The organism is Chryseobacterium sp. Tr-659 (assembly GCF_011752975.1).
In the GTDB taxonomy this organism is placed as follows: domain Bacteria; phylum Bacteroidota; class Bacteroidia; order Flavobacteriales; family Weeksellaceae; genus Chryseobacterium.
In genome coordinates this window covers 136,706-159,095 of record NZ_VWWP01000002.1, presented here as the reverse complement: position 1 = coordinate 159,095, position 22,390 = coordinate 136,706, and the positions used below count along the sequence as shown (strand labels likewise).

The 22,390-nt window shown below is 41.1% G+C and carries 6 protein-coding genes; 2 read left to right on the top strand and 4 right to left on the bottom strand.

Annotation, left to right across the window (positions count from 1 at the left end; all coding sequences use genetic code 11):
- Positions 1-193 precede the first annotated feature (193 nt).
- Both F3J23_RS04915 and F3J23_RS04910 read left to right on the top strand, forming a co-directional pair.
- Positions 194-1,225 carry an alpha/beta fold hydrolase gene (locus F3J23_RS04915; RefSeq protein WP_167025030.1) on the top strand — a complete coding sequence of 344 codons (1,032 nt, stop codon included), beginning with the start codon at positions 194-196 and terminating at the stop codon, positions 1,223-1,225.
- 467 nt (positions 1,226-1,692) lie between these two features.
- Positions 1,693-2,673, top strand: a complete 981-nt coding sequence (locus tag F3J23_RS04910; RefSeq protein WP_167025027.1) for an aspartyl protease family protein — start codon at positions 1,693-1,695, stop codon at positions 2,671-2,673.
- Between the two features lie 506 nt (positions 2,674-3,179).
- On the opposite strand, the gene F3J23_RS04905 is transcribed toward F3J23_RS04910, so the two are convergent.
- The 4 genes from F3J23_RS04905 to F3J23_RS04890 all read right to left on the bottom strand — a co-directional run bounded on the left by F3J23_RS04905 (position 3,180) and on the right by F3J23_RS04890 (position 21,662).
- The gene (locus F3J23_RS04905; protein ID WP_167025024.1) at positions 3,180-3,719 is read right to left on the bottom strand and encodes a hypothetical protein; all 540 of its coding nucleotides are present in this window, start codon (positions 3,717-3,719) and stop codon (positions 3,180-3,182) included.
- Between the two features lie 66 nt (positions 3,720-3,785).
- A complete protein-coding gene (locus F3J23_RS04900; protein WP_167025022.1) occupies positions 3,786-5,939 on the bottom strand; it encodes a Hint domain-containing protein in 2,154 nt (717 codons plus the stop codon).
- Positions 5,940-5,981: 42 nt separating this feature from the next.
- A complete protein-coding gene (locus F3J23_RS04895) occupies positions 5,982-14,147 on the bottom strand; it encodes a neuraminidase-like domain-containing protein (protein ID WP_167025019.1) in 8,166 nt (2,721 codons plus the stop codon).
- A gap of 30 nt (positions 14,148-14,177) precedes the next feature.
- Positions 14,178-21,662, bottom strand: coding sequence for a SpvB/TcaC N-terminal domain-containing protein (locus F3J23_RS04890; RefSeq protein WP_167025017.1), 7,485 nt, complete (start codon positions 21,660-21,662; stop codon positions 14,178-14,180).
- Positions 21,663-22,390: the final 728 nt, after the last annotated feature.

Below are 22,390 nucleotides of genomic sequence, written 5' to 3'. Positions count from 1 at the left end.
AAAGACTTTTAATTCTAATAAAGCGGTGTAGAGCGTAAGCTTAGCTATAAAACCTTTAATTTCCTTCTACTTTTTGTTATATTTGCGGAAAATTAATAACGATATCCATTCCAAAGATTCTATAGGCCTATCTTCGATGAAAGATTCTGCCCCGGCCTTTCCGCCATTATCAATATGAAATTCAAAAATAACTATGAAACTGACTCTAAAAATATTTAAGTTTATAGGTAAGCTTATATTAGGAATTCTAATATTATTACTGTTCTCTGGTATATGTTACCGATTATTGAGTTCAAAACCCATCCCGCCAGGTAAACTGGTGAATGTTAATGGAACCAATATTCATACAAGGATAGATGGTGAAAAGAAATCATTGCCTACTATTATTATTGAAGCCGGAGCACATAGCAATACGGATATGCTGCATTGGCTGGCAGAAGGTTTGAAAACCCAAACGAGAGTTATACGCTATGACAGAGACGGAAAATGGTTTAGTGAATCAAGTAATAGGAATAATATATCTCCCGAGTTTTATGCACATCAGCTTCATGAATTGTTAGATAAGATCGGAGAAAAACCCCCATACATTCTGGTTGGTCATTCTATGGGAGGCCCTTATTGTAGAATATTTAGAGATCTTTATCCCAATGAAGTAGAGGGAATTGTTTTCATAGATTCAAGTCATCCTGAACAATGGAGTCGCTTAGCCCAAAAAGAATTAGTTCCGAAAGGACAGGCAAAATTATTAACAATAGGATCTATACTTGCAGATTTAGGCATTTTGGGTATTTATAATAAAACACTCGGTAAGGCTCCGTATCAAGGTGATGGTTTGCCGAAAGAACTGTATGGTCGTTCACAGTCGTTAACTTATAACTCCGGAGATGTTTATAGAATGTTTTTAAGAGAGAATGAACTTACAAATGATGTATTGAAGCGTGCTGGAATGGCAAAAGGTTTAGATTCATTACCTGTGTTGGTTTTTACTGCTACAGAACAGTATAAAGATTCACAAAAAGAAAAATACAGAAAATCAGGAATTAACCCTGAAAATCAAGTTCAATTATGGTTTGATATGCAAAAAGAACTAAAAGAACTCTCTTCTAACGGAAAGCAAATAATTATGAACGCAAGCCATAGTAGTATTATTACGAAAAAAGAAAATGCAGATGCAATAAATAAACAGATACTTCTACTAGCTGAAAATATTGAAAAGAAAAAGTAGACAACCTGCTACAAGGTATCTAAACAGCAAAATATTTTATACAGCCCCAACTAAGGGGCTGTTTTTGTTTATTAATTGCACCCAAGAACATTTATTTAAATGGAACAATGTTTCCTTTTTCTGTTAAATATATAATTCTTTTCTTATGGTGTCATTTTTATGATGATCAGGCCATAACCTGTTGTTCTTCCCCTGCATTAATCATATTTATTTCTGAATTCTAAGACAGCCTGCTTGCATAATTTTGAAAAGAAAGTTCCAAAATTCTTCTGTTAAAAGGATAGTCAGCTTTCCAACGGCCTATAAAGGCTTGGCTTCTGGGATGAATTTGGTCATTATCGATCTGTCAGACAGTAAAAAATTCACCCTCACCTGATAGCTATAACACTATTTAACACTAGGTAACATCTGATAACCCACTTTGAAAATCACAGATTATAAATTTGTCTCATTAAAATACACTTAAAATGAGAAATAAAAATTTATTGTCCGCATTAGTCATCTTATTCATGATTATTTCAGTTTCAGTTTCTGCAAAACTTAATGAAAAATATAACTCTTCGGTTGAGCTGGCCATACTTGCAGGTAAGGAGGTAGATTTAATCACAAAACCTAGTGTCATGATGTCTCAAGATAGAGTTGAAATCCCTTTTGAAGTACGTAAAGGATTGATTTATGTAAAAGTAATGCTAAACGGTATGGAAGAAGAGTTTATTCTGGATAGTGGAGCTCCCTGCATTATTCTTAATTCAGATCTGGAAAAAATTAAAGCAGTATCAAAAAACACGGGAGCGAGTGTAAACGGTGTAGGAGGAAATACTAAGATGGGTTTTGCTGAAGTTCAATCTTTTGACTGGAATGGCATTCAAATTAAAAATACTCCGGTAAGAACAGCTCCATTAGGAAATCTTTCAAAAAACATTGCTGGGTTAATAGGATATGACGTCTTTAATGAATATCAGGTTACTTTTGATTACAAAAATCATAAAATCATTGTAAATAAAGGAAAAGAAATTAGTCAGGAAAAGATGGAATATGGAAGACTTCTGACCATTGTTCCATTTGAAATGCAAGAACATATACCTGTGTTTGATGTGGAAATAGGAGGTCAAAACTACAAATTTGGATTAGATACCGGAGCAAGTGCAAACCTTTTCCACAGTAAATTTTTACCAGAATTACAAAACTTTACAAATGACCTTAAAGAAGGTGGTTTGAAAGGTCTTGCGGGCATTGTGAAAAGCACAACAGGTACTATTGAATCTACAAAAATTGGAGATCTTGAATATAAAAACATGCGTTTTTCCTTTGAAGAGAGTACTTTAAATCAGCTTAATGCAGAAAACGAATTAGGGATAGACGGCTTATTAGGTTATGAGTTTTTAAAAGAACATGTTATAATCATTGATTTTATATCGAATGAAATGCGCGTTTATAATGGAAAATAACAATCTAGAGCCCTTCAGAAAGACACAAATTCATCATAATTAAAACCTTTGTAAATAGCTTTAAACCAATACTGGTAAGTTTATTTACAAAGGGATTTTGCAGGTAAGAGCTGATAAGGCAAAATTACATTTGCAGAATCTCAACCTCTAAAAACAAAACAACCTATCGTAAGACAGTAGCTTGTTTATTTAGTATGGTGACCTCACTGGTACAAAACTCGAACTCTCTGTTACAGGATTTGAGACGATTGTGTACTCTGGATACCTGACATTAATAAGATGTAACTACCTGCTATTTAAGCTTTCTTGAATTTTTAATGCCAATTTTCAAGTTTTCAAGGTCACTAAAAGTCCATATAACTTGTGACCTATTTTGGTTTTTTTGTTTTAGTTTCTCAACTCACGGAGAGAAAAATACTTTTTTTATTAAATAAACTGTATTTTTCGATTTATATCGATTAAAAACACTATCCCTGCAAAGAATCTTTGCAGGGATAGTGTTTTGTTTATTCACCCCAACGATTAAATCCGGGGTTTCCCGTATCTTCCAGGGGACAGGTATCGTTTGTTAACCTGGCTTTCCGGGCCACAACACAGCCACAGGTTTTACAGGTACGTTTATCTTCATTTTTCTTTAAGCTGATCTTATACACCAATTGGTCGGGGGCTTCTTCTAATTGATCGCACGAAGCACAGGCCGCCAGTCGTTTGTTATAAATCTCTTCCGTTACGGTAGAAAAGCCAACCAATCCCCATTTCCACATCGATTTTCCTAACTTTTCAATCAATTGCAGGTTGGTATAGCCGCTTTGTTTTTCTTTTTGTGGTACAACCGTTTTCGGACTATATTGGGCCCGTTGGGCCAATAGCATATTCATCAATTCAGGACTTCTACGAGCTAGTAATAAATTCCGTGCATAATCCTCATCCTCAAGTGCAGTATACAACACACCGCCCGGAACAGGTTTCGACAATCCCAAAATTTCGCTAAATCGCATACAAGCCTCGTTAATGTCGGTTATTTCTTTTAGTTCATTCAGTTCCATAGATTCAGGTTTTTAGTTAAAAATCGCTGCCGGCAGGATTACCGACAGCGATAGTAATCGTCTCTTTTAGATTTCAAAAGAAATAGATCGTTGTTGTAAATCAATTGTTGATCCGTTAAACGAACGAACATTCGTCGATGCAGTCAACGTATATTTAACACCACGTTTAATTTCGGCAGCAATTTCCACCACAGGAATATTGGTTTTGGCCACAACACTACCGATACGGGCATCCGGATCGAGTGTAAAATCGTGGTAGCTGGAAGCCGAAGCCGGATTGACAAGATCGTTAAATTCCAATTGAATAAGTCCCATCGCGTGAATCAGACTACTGCGAACCTGTTCGATCATCATGTTGCGTTGATTTTCATCCGAAACATGAGGGAATAAAAAGTTTAGGTTGGTATTCACTGTAAAGTCCGGAGAAACCACACCATCAGCAGTCACCTCTTTGTTTTGTACCAACAAGTGGAATGCGTCTTCCGATGCTGCTTCGTCAATATCCTGATTCACAAAGCTAAACACCCCTACCATTGGTGGGAATGCTTTAACATCTACAACTTTCAATCCACCGGCTGTTGGACCACCAATTCCATCAGGTGGGAAATCCATTGCTTTACCTGCATCCAGTGAGTCGAAACGCGTATCTACCGTAGGCTGATACGGATCGTTTGTATACGCCTGATTTTCGGGCGAAATATATTTAAACAACGAAGTATCCAATTGTTTAATTCCAGGATTGTACATCGTTCCGAAATTTTTCCCGAAATAGACATCCATTAGGAAACCTATACTGTAATAATCGGCCATAGCCACAGAAGTCCAGCCATTAGCCCCAATCGGATTCGATTTTTGAAGCGTCGAAATCATATGCGCCAATACAAACGATAATCCTTCCTGATCCATTCCTTTTAAACGTGTTAAACCACCCGTTAACACCACGTATTGCATATCCATCAGCACAAAAGCATATGCATTAGGCGTTACGTTTGACTGATCGTAATAGAAATTGATTTCCGGGAAAAACCCTTTAAACAAACGCAATACATATTTTACTAGCGAGCTGTTCATTCCAATGTCTTCAAAACTCCAACGCGGTGCATTGTTGTACACGTCCGCAGCCTGAGCATCGTCCAGATACGCTGCTGCTGAATTCGGAACATTGATCGAACGTTCGCCATGCAGATAGAATTTTTGCGGACGTTGTACTTTTTCTCTTCTTCCGTCGCTTAATGCCGTAATATGCATTACGCCATAGTATTCTTTCGATAATTGCGAATACTTTTTATCGTATTCTTCCGAACCGATTTTAGGCAGTTCTTTATGATCTTCCATTGCCCCCATATCGATAAGTTGCCCGGAATTGGCCTGTAAGGTAAAATCGCCCGAAACAACCCCTTCCGACAATAACAAGTGTCCGTCTATAACGCCATCAAAAGCAGCAGCAGTAGAAATATGGTGTACCCCACCGATATATTCTCCGATACTGATTTCGTGAATCGGCACCGCGTCGCCCCACTCATTTACCAATTCGTCCACACCCGGAACCAAACGATCACTACGTTTTAATTTTCCGGTACTCATTAAAAACAACTGATCCGGAGTTACAATAATCTGACGATCATCGTCACCATAGTGCATATATACCATAGCCGACTGATGTCCGTCTGGCCCGGTACCCATACTATATGCCACTTTTCCTGTATTCCATTTCAATGATCCTGTTGCTAGTGATGCCGTTAATACCTCATCTCCCGTTTGAAAATACTCAATCGTTTTGAATCCCGTCGGAACAGCAATTTTGGTACCGTTCGCATAGCACGAACAACAACAGAAACACGTTAATGCATAATAGCTATCGCCTTGCTTAGTACAAGCCCGTCCCCGTTTGGTACTATAATCCGATGGATTGTCGATGTTCAAGCAAACACCACTCGGATAAGGATATAATACATTTTTAGGAACACAATCCGGAATTGGGTTTCCGTTCACGTCTTTACAGTTACATAAAGCGTGTGCCTGAGGCGAAAAATCGCCGTAATCCTGACAGTGACGGTCCGGACAAATCAAGGCAAACGGCTTACTCGCCGAAAAACTATCGGTTTCCAGATTGTCTTCTGTAACCTGTTTGTTTGGCCCTGTCCAGATTACCTGATTTACTTCTTTTGCGTTAGGGTCAAGGTTCGCCCTAATTGATGTTACGCATTCTTCCCATGCCATAATTTAAAAGTTTAAAGGTTAATATTTATTTGATGATGAATTTTATTGTTTTGCAAATACGTTGGACGTATAGTTAATAATAATGAGCAGTCCGCTTAATTTGTTCGGATCCAATTGTTTCTTATCAGCCGTAAGCAATTCATCCGGTGTATTGGCGATCGTAAATAGAAGTTCTGCCGTTTCTGCCTCAAAAGGCCCGCTAAGAGCAACCGTTCCTACATTATTCATTATCGGAATACTCAGATCGCTTTTACCCGTTTGTTTTAAGGTTAAGAAACTACCCGCTTGTTTATCGGAAACCGTTGTATTATTTTGAGTTTGCACCACCACTGTTACCAATTGTAATGCTACCTTTTTAAGGTTTGGCAGAACAATAGCATCAGTTAAACTAAACACCATCGATTGCGTTACCGGATTCGGCTGCGGATGCATAAACTGATACCAGTTAGCACTAAAAGCCTGTTGCAATACAATTTGCTTGGCTACCTGATACGGATATGGTGGATTCTGGGATTGCAGCTGATTTTTTACATCGGTGGCAAACTGCCCCATATCTTCGTAAGCCGTATAGCTGATTTTTACGATAATGTCTGATATTGAATTAAAATCGAAATGATTGGTTTCCGGCGGCAGGTTTAATTCCCATTCCGAAACAGCACCGGTTCCTTCAAACGGCAGGTACATGCTATCGTTAAAGTTGAGTACAAACAAACCATTATCGTCCATACCTTTGGAAAGTGCGATTTTCTGGTTTGGAATCCAGTCTACACGTACATTACCCGGATCGGGATTATTTACCGGATCCATAACATATTTAACCGCATTGATTTTAGGTTCCATTACGGTATAATTTTTGGTTTGCCGCAATACCGCATTAATATTTTGGTAAGGTCCTACCACGGCAGGAATCGACACCGAGATAGTTTTGATTTTACGCAGATACTGTCCCGGGAAATCAAAATCGAACAACTGTTCCGAAAGTTTAAAACGAAGCGTTCCTTTTACTCCCGAGTGAAGTCCTGTTTTAAATTCCATAAACTGTAACGGATCCAGTTGCAGCAAGGAAATCGTCTTTTCAATTTCGAAAGTACGTGTGTTTTTCAGCACATAACTGCGTTCCATTTGTTGTAACGATAATAATAAAGCTTCGCCCGACAACAATCCTTTATGAAGCGTATCCCAATAATCGAACTGAATAAACTGTTCGGTACTGTTCATCTCATTCTGATAAGCCGATTGTGCTGCCAACGCCATTCCCAGCGTAAGCTGATACGATTGGAAATAAATGGTTGACAATCGGCTGATCATCCACGAATAAAAATCCATATTCGTAAAACGGGTCGTCAGGAATTGTTCATAGGCATTCTCCTGATCAATTGTTTTTTTATGAATCACCAGATTTTGCTGGTTGATCAGTAATTGCGCATTAGCCGAATTAATCTGATCCTGAATTTGAGCCACATCATAAGCCGCCGTTTGCTGTTGCAACTTCCAATCGTCACGTCGTCTGTTATACTGAGCAGTCGTCGCAATAATTCCGGCACTCTGGTTTAAAATAGATGAAGTCGTTTGTGCCATCTGAGCGCCCGCAGTAATGGCATCTCCAAACTTCATCCCTCCATCGGCAAAACCAAAGATATTCGGCGCCAGATAACCGGCAACTGAAATTCCGTTAATTCCAATCGAAACCGATTCCGGATAAATGGCCGAGCCTTGTAACGAAAGGCTGGCAATTTCAAGAGCACTTAGGTTTTCGTCGTACTGCTGTTGGTAAAACTGTTCACGATTTTGAGCACTTAACAGATTTTGTTGCAAACCGGCAATGTTTTGTTTGGCCTCTTCGATCTCCTGTTCTTTAATCATTGTGTTAAGATTAAGCAGCACATTTTGCTGTGTGGCCTGTAATTTGGCCAGTGCCGAATCGTCTTTACGTTCCAGTGCGTTTAATAAACCGGATCCCAACTGACTTAATGTAGAAGCTATATTTTTTACCCGATCGATAAGATACTCAAAGCGATAAGCCGGAATAGCCGCATTCTGCGTCATAATGCTTAACGGATTACCACCGCTTGCCGCAGCACGTGCCAATAAACCAGGATCGATAGGCGGTTCGAATAATTGCAATGGTTGCGGTATCCCATTAATATTTAAGCTATTATTTATTTTATAAAGTCGATCGATAACAGTGTCCCAGTATTGTTCGAGTTTGTCGTTTTCCGGTACACAGAAATAGGCATCAATATCGTTATACGGTTGGAAATTTAATCCGCTGGAACCACTTCCAACATGATCTTCGAGGGTAATTTTAAACTGTGGTATATTGTCGCCATATTGGGCTACAATGTCGTTAAAATTCGCAGGATCCTCGGCCTGACATGGCCCAAGGTCCTCCGGTTTTGGCCCAAGTAAATTATAAGCGTAGATGTACAACATATTCGCCGTGGTATTACTCTCCCAGGTGTACTGCGAAAAATACCAGTCGCCCCATTTAATCAGATTATCGATATATTGCATTACAATCGTTTTTTCGTAGGCGCCAATACGCAAACGGGCAATAGCATGCGGATCGAACGGATACTGATTGTAAGCTGCAATTTGTTTGGCGTTCGTAATGTTTTCGAGCAACGAAGCTACCGTATGGTTCCGGAAAGGATTAAACTGCCATACGCGGCAAATATCACGCGCTACCTGATGGTTGAGCAATACATTTGTTACCGATTGAATTTGTACCGGCTGAAGGAAAGAAAGAATCGAATTCAGATTTGTTTTGGCTGTAAATTTACTGCTCACATATCCTTCGCTATCAATCCATTTGTTGTCCAGTAAAACTCGGTAAATACGACTCGAATCGGTAACTCCTATCGTGGCACACACAAAAGAATCTGCCTCTACCAGATACGGAGCCGCCGTTGGATCGTAAATATATTTGTACCATTTTTCGGCCTGATCAAATCCCTGATTTGTCTTTAGTAAATTGGCAATATACATGGGCGCATGGAAAAACAATTCCCAATAATACAATTCATACGCCCCGTTAAAATCGACCTGTCCCCCATCGGGAGCTTCAGGAGCGATAACATACGGTTCTTCAAAACCAAACCTGTTAAAAGGCAATTCCGGATCCACCGGGATCAATTGACTTTCGAGCGACAACAGTTTGTCGACTCCACCGGAAAAGATACGGGCACTAAGGTTATGAATAGCTCCTGTGGTAAGACGTATCGCTTTAAAATTATATTCGCACGCATAAGGAGTGGTGTTCAAACTTCGGAAGAATCCGATAGACGACGGGTATTCTGCCTGATACAACACCTGTACCACAAAACGTACTTTTTTATCAATATCCGGTTGCCCTTCCAGAATATCGTAAAGCACACCAGTTAACTCATTAAAATCAATATCCGTCATTAAACGGCCGTTTTTATCCAGATACCCGGCCTGCATAAGCTGATCAAAAATATTTTTAGAACCATTGGCATTAATCCCGGCACTGCCAGAGATAAAATCAGTATTATAAAACAGTGGTTGATTGGTTAATACATCCATAACCGAATCGACCTTATCGGTTTTATTCGGTTGTCCTTCCAGCATCTCATTGAGCGCCTTAGTCAGATCGTCAATTGTTGTACCGCGTTCCAGTTGTCCGTCGGCTGTAAAATACCCGTAATCAATCAGATTATTGTAAATCTGGCTGGATCCGCTGGCATCGATACCTGCGCCCGACGAAAGGAACGACGATTCCAAAAACATGGTGTCGGCATTAAACAACAAATCGGAAATAAATACCGGATCTTTATCCGGATCTTCCATTAAAAACGCTTCTTTGTCACCATAAAAAACAAAGGTTCCTACAGCGTTTTTAATCGTAAACAATCCATAATTTTTATTCCGAACGTTTTGGGATAACCAGCGGGAACCACTGGCTCTGTTTACGACTCCCATTACAAACTGTGTCTTTTTAAGCTGACCAGGATCGCCTTCAAAAATGCTCATCACGTCGGTACGCATTTCCGCATAATCAGAACGTCCCAGCATACCGCTGCTATCGATATAACCATAGTCAACCAACGTATTATAAACCGTTTTAGAACCTGTCGCATTAATACCGGCATCGGTCGAAATAAAAGAACTGTCCGTTAAGGAAGTTTGTGGCGTTGGAATGGCCGGGGTAATAATCTGCCCCGCAATATCATTATCGTAAATCGTACGGGAAGTACTAATCAGATTCATTTGTCCCGATGTCGCGTCGATTTGCGGAGTAAACAGATCGTTACTCTTATCGCTGTCTTTTTCGAAAAACAGGATTTCGTCGGGATTTACCAAATAACTGCTATCCAGACTATCGTTTAAAACAATCGGTTTAAACAACGGCAACTGCCCTTTATAACCCAGATTATAGACATAATTATAGTTTTGCCCCGTTTCAAACAACTGACTTTCAAAAATCTGAACCGCCGGATTGGACGCATTCGGTGGATTATTGGCAGGTTGCGGATATTGCACCGTAGTATCAATCATTGGGCCGAAGGCAATCACTAATTGTTCAAATCGATTGCCGCCATTGGTAATTTCCCAGAAACTATCCTGTTGTATTTTGAGCGGATATACTTTATTCCACCAAAGACTATTGGGGTCGAAGAAATTGTCTGGAAAAAGTTTATTATTTGCAGTTCTATAATCACTTGGACTAACATCGATAATATAGTCTTTTACCAGTGATTGCGCCGGTACCCATTGATTCTGGAAATTATAAAACGTATAGTTGATCGAGGCCTTCACAATGTTTTCGGTAGTGGTATTTGGTGTTTTATCGATCGCAACACTTTGTTCTACCCAAAATAGGAACAACTTATTAAAGGCATAAACCGGTGTAATTTGTACGGCATTAATGGCCAGATCAATTTTAATCCATTGCGACCAGGTACCTTCGCTCTCCCGTGTGATATAGTAATAGGTATACGGATTGGTAGCGGTGCGCGCAAACAGAAACAAGGTTGGCTGATTATCACGGGTATCGTCGGAAACCCTGCAATAATAAGCATCTACATAAACCAGTTTTGCCAGTTCTGCAAAGCCTTCCAGGTATTTCATATAAGCCGATGTTACATTGCCTTCGGTAATATCGTTTTGTTTCAGGTCGTTTTCCAGTTGTTTAAACAAATCGGTTTTGGAGCTACGGAAAGCCGGATCGAGATAATTTTCAGGATAGAGGAAAATTTCGCGGTTGGCTTCCCATACCCGATAATTCATCATCCATTCCCACCAAACTTCGGGGATCGGTAACAGTACCACACCGGCTTCCAGTTTCGAATGACAACGGTTCATATACAACTGAATCGCATTAAGTGCTTCTTTGATATAGGAAATTTGTGCTGCATCCGACATATCCACATCAATAAGCAAATAGTCGTGTAAATCGCGTGTATTCTGGATGTAGGCAGTGGCATCGGCCGAGCGCAGGGCAAAGATAGTCGCTCCAATCAGAGCGTCTCTTTGGGCTGATGCGGTTTTACCGCCAATTTGTACGGCCAGCTGATTCCAGTCGCTTCCTACATTATATCGTGCCTGAATCGCGGTTAATAATTTGTTTTCCTGTGCTACAAATTTATCCCAGTCGGCAACACCTTTTCCGGCCAGACTAAGTAACCCCTGAAAAGCATCCAGATTTAAACCTGTTTTATTAAGCAACGTAATAACGGCCTGCATGCTGTACAGGCGGTCGACCTGATTGGTATATTTTAAGGCATATAATGCTGTGATTATCGATTTATCCCATCCGGTTGCTTCCGACAAAATGGCTGCGGCAACATCATTTTTATTGCCGGTAATCGCCGTCATGTAGTCTGAAAACCGATTGTTTACATCATTATAAATACCGGTAAAAAACTGGAACTGAAGTAATACAATGCTATTTGCAAACGTTAGTTTTGTGGTATCGGTAATGCCATAAGCCGCTTTACTGACAGCAATGTTATCGAGTAAATCCTGACTGACTCCCGTTTTTTGTACCCATACCAACCAACGTGAAATTAGACTTAATGCTTTTATAGCGTTGGTCGTATCGGTATTCAGGAATACCGAAAGTGGATTGGTAACAGTAAGTGTCAAAATCGATTGCGCCAATGAGGACGGAATATCGAAGAACGCGCCGACCTGTCCGTAAAGTTTGATCAATTGATCGTCTTCAGAATCGGATGCCGGAATAAGTATCGGCAGTGTTTTAAGCCATGCTTCACTTTTATCGGGATAGTATAAAATGTTAACGGTTGGCGATACAACCGCATTTACCGTATAATTGAGATCCTCTAACGTTAATCGGGTCACTGTAGCCAGTGTTTCTTTGTTGTCAATGAGTGCCGTCAGCTCATCAATTGTAAAAACCAGTTGTACTTTTCCGGATAAATTCAAAAAGCTCAGATAATCTTTGATGCTTAATTTAAAATATCCTGCCAGGCGTACATGGCGCGACAAAGCCGAAATGGTAGGTACATTTAACACAATGGTTGGTGTACTCGTATATAAAGCCGAAACCAGCAACTGCAAATCGTTTTGCGAAACGCCCAAGGCCGAAGCGACACGAACCGCATTGGCCGGGTTGTTTCCGCTGTTGGAAGCATATTCCCAACTTAGCGGCGTATCCAGATAGGTTTTATTAAGCGGATAGGCTGCCGTTGCGCTATTTTTAGGGTGGTATAAAGTGGTTTGTCCGGTATTAAACACCACATCAAACGGTGCTGTCGACTGTGCCGGATCGTTCCCCATTCCGTAAGTTTTCAAATCAAACAAATAGGTACTTACCGTAGCGACATCGCTATTCATTCGGGTAACCAGTTGTTGTAATTTTGGTACCAGTTGTAATATGCTTTCATTAATTTCCGGTGTTCCGTTATTCAAAGCATGTAAAGCCCAGTCCAGATCATCAAACGACCATTCGCTAAGCAACGTAAGGCGTAAATAGCGATTAATCTGATCGAGAGCTGCTGGCGTCAGGTTATCGATGGTATTTACCGAATCGGTATTCCCAACTACAATTGGTTTAGTTAGCCCCTTATTGATAAAGAACTGGGCATTCAGCCCGGCTGTAATTTCGGTACCGGATAAATTTTGGTATAGTAAATCCTGGACTTGCGTTACCAGTAAATCGGTTTGTTTAGAAAAGACTTTAAAACTATTCAGATCGTCCAGTTTCGCCACCCCAAAATAGGTTTGTAATTTCGCGGTATCTACTGTTGCCGTTTTAAGCAAATTCCAACCTTCGAGGGTGGTTTGCAATTGTTCGGCAGCCAATTGCGGTCCGGTTAATTGTTGGCAGGCAAATACCTCGGCCAGTGTTGTTTTTAGTTCCTCAAGATAAATCCGTATGGTGCTTAACGGTTGCAGGAATGGTAAGTTAAATGGATAATACGTCGCGGCAAGCTGCTTGTACAAATCGGTCGTACTCGTAATTTTCCAACTGGTCGACAGACTTTGTTCCAAACGCTCAATGATGATTTGTAAATACGGGACGATTGTATTTGTTTTTTCGCAGGTTAGCGGTATCGTTCCCAAATCGGGACGTCTTACAGCCAATGTACTTGCATGTGGTATTGTAGCGGTATTGGGTTCGGTAATATATTTTTGTACAATACGCATCAGATCGACAAAATAGGCTGCTGGTCCCAGTACTGATTTACATTCCGGGCAATCGCAATAGTTGAGACTTCCAAACAGTTCCTGATAGCCTACCAATCCAGTAAAATAATCGGTTACCTCTTCACTGACAGATGAAGTCGATATCGCTTTAGAAAGCGGCGTCGACATATTTAAAATTGCATTGGTAAGATTGGCTACATTATTGGTTACTTCAGTTGCTCTCTTGTATACCTCCGATGCTACTTTGGGGCAGCCAAAAGCATCGGTATATTGTTTTACAAACACTTCTCCGCTTTGTCGGGTAATGTCGTGAGCCGAGTTTAATCCATCAAATTTTTCGTATAGAGTACCAATTGCATCAGCCGTTAATTTTTTGCCTGTTTGCGCTTCCGGATGTAACCGTACCACCCGAGCCACTTGTTTGAGCTGTTCCACCATGTTGGTTGCGGCGGCACGTGCCTTGGTTTTGGGCAGCTTTATGGAGGCTAAGGTATCTTCCAGATGAAAATTGGTCGTTAGCAAATCTACGTCCGGATTTGCTTCATAAAAGTTATGAATCAGTTGTTTTGTTTCCATGAATAGTAGTTTTACTGTTTTTTAATATCATTATTCACTATCGGTATCGTAATCGTGTACCTGACTGGCCGATACCCCGAAATTTTTATAAAATATTCCTTCATAGGTCGTCATACTCAGGTGTTCCTGATAAGGGCTCAACGAAAGAAGTGCCGCTACAGAATCCCAATAAGCACCCGGGTGCTGACCATAAGATGTGGTAGCAATACTATGAATTTGGAAAAACAAGCTACAAGCCAGACAAGGTCGACGTGTACCGCCGATATAATTGAATTGTTTTCCGGCTTCCACAATTTTGGTTTCGGCATGTTGTTCTTCGTGTCCTTTAACAAATTCCAGTTTATAATCTTGATATGCTCCGTTGATCTCGGTTTCCAGTTTACCCAGATGCCGGGCTACACGTCCTGAATATTTTGTTTTATCCGGAACGGTAAAATTTTTAAGGGTGTCTGACAATAATGCACTGAGTTCATTTTGCTTTTTGTTACTGGCTACATAAATCGTTTTTTCAGTATGATTGATTGCTGCCTGTACTTCGGTGAACTCCTCGTTCTGAGCCAAAAGAGCCGTCGATAAATGGCGAACCAGTAACCGTTCGGGACTCATCCCTTTATTAGGAGCGACAATCTCCTCGGTTATTCCGGTAAATAAATTGGACTGATGGACACGTTTGGCTAATTTCATTTTGCTACCATGCTTGGAAGCTATTTCTTCTTTCAGCATTTTACTTTTTTCTTTACGAATCTTTTTGGGGGCATTCTGTAATCTGGCTTTTTTAGGCGACTTTCCGCCATCCGATTCATCATCTGCATCGGTTCCCGAGCTGTCGCTTGATACAGGAGCCTTTTTTCTCTTTATTTTTTTTGCGGCTTCTCCCTTACCACCCGCACTTAGTCCATCAGCATCTTTCATGCTAACCGGATTACCGATACAAAAAGCATATAAATTGAGACCATCTACGCCACCAGCCGGGTCGGGTTTATTCCAGCGCATCAGCCAGGGAACATAGTAGCGGTGCCCATAGTAATATAATCCGGTAGTATCGTCCCGTTCTTTTCCGGAATACCGGTAATTTTTAAGACTTACTTCCTGCTGATTCGGACCTGCAATAATAGACGTTCCGCCATACGGGAAATATTCTTCGTAACTAATCAGCAGCGCCTGATCGTCAACTTCAACCGCTACAGAATCCAGTTTGGTAGAAAGCTGCCAGCGGAATGAGCGGTCGCCGGTTTGCTTTTCCTTTTTATTGTCGTCGAGCTTCCAGTAATGCATAATCAATAAACAGGTTTCGCCATCCATAATGCGTAAGGTTTCGCGTTCTAAGGTGGTGGTGGTTGTATTATCGGTAACCGTTTGCTGTTGTTTTAAGGCATAGTTGCCAAAGTATACCGTACTTTCCATCATGTTTACGGTACCGCCGTTTGCCATTCTTTCGCTCACTTTTCGGGTGCGTTGTTCTGCACTGTCGTATACATAATAATCGGCATCATCTTCTTCTTCCGGGCGGGTAATAATAGCAGCGCGCACCAGATTTTCGCAACAGTTATAATCCAGCGCCACGGGTTTATTGATCATAACCTGACGCAAATTTCCGGAGTCGTCGTAAGTAATACCGATTAAACGATTGGAATTCACCTCAACCGGTAAATCGCGGGTCCACGAGGCCGATTTGGCACTATGTTTTAACTGAGTTAGGTTTCCGGAATTATCGTAGGTATAGCTTTCTCGATAGTTTTCCAGTTTGTCATAATCAGACGGTGCAACCGAAAATTTACTTTGTTTAAAATCGTTGTTCACCACGTTATTCTGATAGGTGTTGGCTAATATTCCGGGATGCTGATAGCCGTTTGCCGCCAACAAACGGTATAAAATATCGTAGGTATAATCCGATAGCGGCACCACCTTCTGATTGTTATAAAAGATAGTATCCCTACTTAAATCCCGTAATCTTGTAATATTACCCACCGGATCGTATACATAGGTTATGTTTTGCAACAGCGGATTTTCGCCCGACGTTACCAATCGGGTATTTTTAAGTGTCATCAATCGCTGGGTGGTCGCTTCGTAAGTACAAACCGTTGATGAATTGTTGGCAAAAACAACCCTGTTTCGTTGGTTTGAAGCGTTATATTCAATTCGTTGGATAACCGGCTTTGACTTTCCGTCCGGTAATTTCAGATCGATCGTTGCCAATAAGCCCGATTTCGAATAACTGCGTTGTGTTACAGTACCGTCGGCACTTGTCTCGGTTAGTAAATCGCCTACAGCATTATAGATTTGTTCGAGTGATAAAATGTTTGGATCTAAAGGAACCTTTGCCGGATCATTCCAATCGATGGCATCTTTGTAAACGGTAGTCATCTGGCGGCTTTTCGAAATCGATTGTCCGGTAAGTGCATACCTGTTAAACGTTACAATTCCTGATAAATCTTTTTGTTCGTACAATTTTCCGCGGAGATTTAGCAAGGCGGCATCCTGAATTTCTTCGCCATAAGTACACACTTCTACTAAAGGATATTGATCGACCGGAACCATCGGATCGCCATCAACATATCGCTTAACCCGTAGCGTTTTCTGGCGTTGTAAACGATCGTAAGTAATGCGTTGGTTATACATTCTTGGTGTCCACGACCAACATAACAACCCCATGATATTGTTAAAATGAAACTCCATTCCGGCATCTGCACTTTCGGTAATCAGCGCACTCGTTTCGTTCATCTGATAGGTGTTGCGCTGATTAATATAATCGGTACCCGTAGTCGCATTCGTGTAATACAAACGTGGATCTATTTGCAGCAGCACCCGGCTTTGTATATCGGTTTCCGAATAAGATGTTAATACGCCTTGCAACAAGATTAGGGTTATCTGTTCTTTTATACCGTCAAATTTCGGAGCCAGCTGCAGTTCAAATCCGGGTTGATACGGCGTAAAAATCGCGGTAAGCCATCCTTCGGCAGTAATATAACCTGCGGTAACCAAAGCCTGTAAAATTTCGGCACTCGTACTGCCGGATCCGGTAGCAATGGCGTCGAATGTAGCAGCAGTAACTTTTCCCAGATTATTTGTTTGAAGCAAAAACTGCGTTCCGGTATTGTCAAAAACCTCGGTTGTGGGTGTATTATAACATTTGGCCGCCTTATCTAAGGCATTTTTTTCGTCCTGCTGCTCCTGAGTCGGATTAGCAGGATAATTAGCCATAAACGTTTTATAGTAATCTGAATCCAATACCGTATCGTTTGCATCGTAGGTTTTTTGTTCCCAGGCGGTAAAAGTGATTTGTGAAAAGAACCCTTTCGGATCGTCGGTACGGATTAACCGGCCGAGAGGGTCATAATGCATTACCGAAGGGGGCGGCATATTCCCTTCATCAATTAATGTCTGCTGATTTTCGTAATCGAATGTTGCACTAAAAAAAGGCAGGTATTGTTGTGCTACCAGTCCTTTGTTATTGTATACGGTTCGACCGGACGTATTCCAGCGTTCTTCAACCTCCACCAGATTATTGTCGACATAAGCCAATCCCGGATCCACTAATTCTTTCTGTTCGATAATCCGGCCCAAACCATCTGAAAACTCAATCCGGATGCGACACTCGGAATTTGTGGCGCCTTTATGAACAAAATTGGTTGCCGATAAAGATATAGCCGCCAACGGTTGTTTACGATCGGTCCAGTTATACTCGTCGTAGAAAAAGTACGTCAAAGCGCCTTGCAAATAGTAGTCCTGTTGGTCTAAAACCGATTGTATTGTGATCGGTGTTCCATCCGGTGCTGTTGTTCGTGTTTGATATGCTGCCGGAAAACCGCCATACGGATACAGGAGCATGCCGCCTTCCAAATCACCATTTTTAATTCCGAATAGAGATGACACACGCACTTGTCCTAACGGGTCGTAAAGTACCTGCGACACATTACCATTAATATCCACTAACTGTTTCGGTGTACAGGTATGATAATCCAGGGTGAGTAATTGCGTGTTTTTGATGTCTTTATCGGGATCAATATATTCTATTAATTCCACCACCTGAATGTTATACGGTGCATCGTAGCCCATCTTCCCGCAAACCGACAATTCTGAATCGGCCGCAACAAAAGGGTTGATCACTTCATCAGGCAAGAAAAACAACTCTGGTGTATCGGCTTTAAAATAAGTTTGTACCGTTCCGTTATTCCACCAATAGCCTGTTTCTTTATCGAAAACAAATCCGGCATTGGTAACAACATCGTTTGTTAATTTTCCTTTATAGGCCGAATCGATATAATTTTGGGTAAACTGTGCTGTGGCAGTATACGCCTGTAATCCCCGTGAGGCGATTGTAAGTAATGGTAAAAAGTTATCTTGTGTTTCATTCCAGAAATAATTGCGGGTCCAGGAAAACTGCAGGGCCGCAACCGTTTCTCCGGCTGATATTCCATAAGGAATGATATTTTGCAGCGCCTCTTCTATGAGGTCATTACAGTAATCGAAATCCATGTATTCTTTACCCGTCTCCAGGGTAAAGCCTGACAATTGAAACGCTTGCTCCTGACCTACGATTCCCCTCCAATATATTTCGTTTTCGTCGGTATTGATCACATCGGTCGTTGTAAAAGTCGCCAAAAGTTGTTGCTGTTCCGGATAAAAGGAAACCTCGTTAGTTGATGGTGCACGGCGCGGCAGATAAAGGGTACAGGAGCGTTTTACGGTACCGCTTTCAGGATCTACTTCGAGTGTAAATTGTTGTTCTACCCGCGGATCGTTTGCGTTGCGTTCATAATGATAAGCAATATGTTCCCGTGGATCGACGCGGAAAACAGCATGCTCTTCATCGGATGCCGGCTGGATCAAAACCACGGCATAATTAGCTTGTTCTACGGCATAAGGCACACTCGATTCGGATTGATCATCTAAGCCGTAAACTTCCGTCCGGATACTGCTTCCGTTTAAGGCTACAAAAGCTTCCCGAAACGTTTTACCATTGGCGGTATAAATATCGGCAGCAAATACATTGTCCGGAAAATCGTAGGCATTAGCATCGCCCTTAAAGAAATCGGCCCGGTATTGCTCCTGTAATGCGTCATAACTTTCAAACACTCCGATATTAAACCATTTTTTGGTGTATACCGGAGGGACAAACAATTCTTTATTGATCTCGTTTACCGGGAACTCCTGATTCTGGATGGTCGTGGTAAACGCTTCGTAGGTTTGTGTATCCCATGTTTCTACAAAACCGAATCCGCGGAAACTTCTTTCCACAGGATCATAGTATCCGTCGTGATAACCAAACTCCTGAACGTAGCACGATTGCGAAACAGCATCCGTCTGTGTAATGCGGTCGATAACCTGAACCGGGAAAAACAAACGGGTTTTCCAGGGTTTTCCGGCTTGTTCGTCTTCCAGATAAAAGCGCACCGAACTGGAATAATGCAAAGCCGTTCGGCTACCGGTATTATTATTGGTTTCGGTAAGCAAATAGGGTTTTAGCGTTACCGTAGCGATGTCCTGCGGATCGACTCCCGAAAAATTCAGGTAATAATGTCTTGGCGTATCGGTTAGTTTCGAAAAAACCAGGCAACTTGTTCCGGTTCCCAGTATATCGGCAAAATGAAGGCTATCCAGCGGATCGAACGATTCCGGTAAAGTAATAGTAATTGCGTCCGAAAAACTATTTCCGCTTTTATTGAGAAATAGCTGAACCGTATTGTCTAATGCATATACAATATCCATAGTACCGGTTCCATTCAGATCGGCAAAATAGAATCGGGAAGCATCAAAACCGGCTTCAAAATATGGTGCATTTATTAATTGGATACGTTGTCCAAACCGGCCGTATCCTAAGTTAGGCCAACAATAAACCGTTCCGTTTGCCACGGCAACCCGATGCTGTAATCCATCACCAAACAAATCGGCAAAAGAGACCGATGTTTTTCCGGAATTCTGGCTTTGTAACGGGAAACCTTCCGGTGCCGGTACTTGTTGCGGCTCGCCATATCCAAAGTTTCCCAATCCGGGATAAACCGTCAGATAATCGTCCGAAGCCACTAATAAATCCGATTTACCATTCCCATTCAAATCCACAGATTCCGTTCCGGCCAATGTACTTGGATATTGTTCAAACGGTTGGAACGGTTCCCAGCCTTGTCCGGTATTGGTATAATATCCGGGTGGACTGCTTACCATCAGGTCTTTAATTCCATTACCTTGTAAATCGGTAATGACACCCGAATCTCCCACGGCAAAATCCAGTACGGTTTCCGGTTCGGAATAATGGCCGCTTCCTTTCGGATTGTAATAAAATGATCCGCTATTGCGGGTATATAAAATGCCAGGTAAACCGGCACCATTTAAATCAACCGGAAGGAAATCGCCTGTATCGAGTTTTCCGGGAATAGTCCCACTATCTGCAACAGTTAATGTACTAAACGTTGCAGTTTGTGCCACATCGAATACCGAAAAAGTAAGCTCCAGATCCGGTTTTGCTAATAATTCGTAACTACCGTCACTTTGAATTCTACATCCGGTAATGGTTACCTTTTTCAGGCAGGAAATCACTGCGGTCTGATCCGGTATCTTGCTATAATCCGTTGTATCATAGTAGGCAAGTTGCAAACGGTTTACCAGAAAAGGATTTCCGTTGTTTTCGTTTTCAAAATGATGAAACAACAGTATATTTTGGCACCTGCGATAAGTGCGCAATTCGAAGCCACTCCTAAACGAAGAAAACGGATCCGGTCGGCATGCCCACGGACGTACCTCAGCATAGGGGTCGGCCGCGGTTGTTGTTAAATTATCCAGTTCATGCGATCCGTAGTCAAAAATAACTTCGAAGGCAAATTTTTCTTCTTTGGAAGTATTGTAATAATTGCCGTAAAAAATACGGTCAATATAATTTCGTGTAAAAGCGCCCCGGTTTAAAATTCCGGTTTCCTGATCATTTTCCCGTTGGTACCGAAACTGAACTTTATTTCCTTTTGGGTCGGTTATCGAAACGATTTGCCAGCTAAAAATCCGGGCTGCATCATCGGGATCGGCAACACGCGCTTCGGGAACTGATCCATATTCCGATACCGTATTATTGGTTGCAAATGTACGCCAGAAGCTCTCACCGGTGGTTTGGTTTTTATGATATTCGATACGGGAATAATCATCTTCCACACGTGGAAAATAAATACGAATACTCCATATATCGCCTTGTTGATCGGTTTCGGTACGGGTCTCATTTTCTTTAGGTACCAGTTCTTTTCCTGAAAAGAGAAAAATATCGGTTCCGTCATATTTGGGGATTCCCTTTTCGGTTCGAATTGTAAATTCGGGGATTTCCACATCCCAGCCTACACCAAAGATATTGTTACCCGATCCGGAATTGTAGGCCAACGAAAGGGACGGTGCTAACCCGCGGCCAGCCGTTATGGGAACCGGGATTGTATAGGCTGCGGTTCCTGAAAATGAATTAGGCTGAAATGTTTCACCTATTCCTTTTATTGCTCCTCCTCCACCAGGCAGAGAAGTACCAGAGATCGATACTTTTTCCATAGCTATCATTTTGACTGATTGCAATTAAAACACGTTTAAATGCAGAACGACTTAAAACCAATAGAATCCAAACAAAAAGTTTACATTTTTCCTTGCGATCCAGTAACTTAGACCACTATATTGGGTTGCAAACAAAATAATTTCATAAACAATTATATACCTTAAAGGTATGCACAAAAAAAAGCATTAAATAGAGTGTAAATGCCTAATTTACAATTACGTATAAATACCTATTTGCGAAGAGATCTCTGTAGCAGCTAATACTAATTAAAATAGAAAAACAATAGATACTTTCGGCAATAAAAGAACATTCGTATCTGAATTGGTTTGGCGTTGGGTCATAATCCACGGTTCACCATCAACTCCATTTTTTTGGATATTGAGGCTTTAAATTGAAAGCATCCATGTAGACCAACCCGGTATCATTATTACGAAAAAGGAAAATGCGGATGCAATAAACAAACAGCTACTTCTACTAGCTGAACATATTGAAAAGAAAAAGTATAAAGATTAAATCCATTTTTTAGTAATGGAAAGAAATACATAATGTTTCAAGTAATCATTGCAGGAACCTGAACATTACTAAAGGAATAGTGTGATTATTATTACGAATCTTATCATCACAAAATTTAAACTGGGATTGAAAAGAGAAAATTTACTTTTATTTTTGAGTGCAGTCACTGCTGTACTGATAACGTATTTGTAGATCATATACTTTGTCAAAGTCT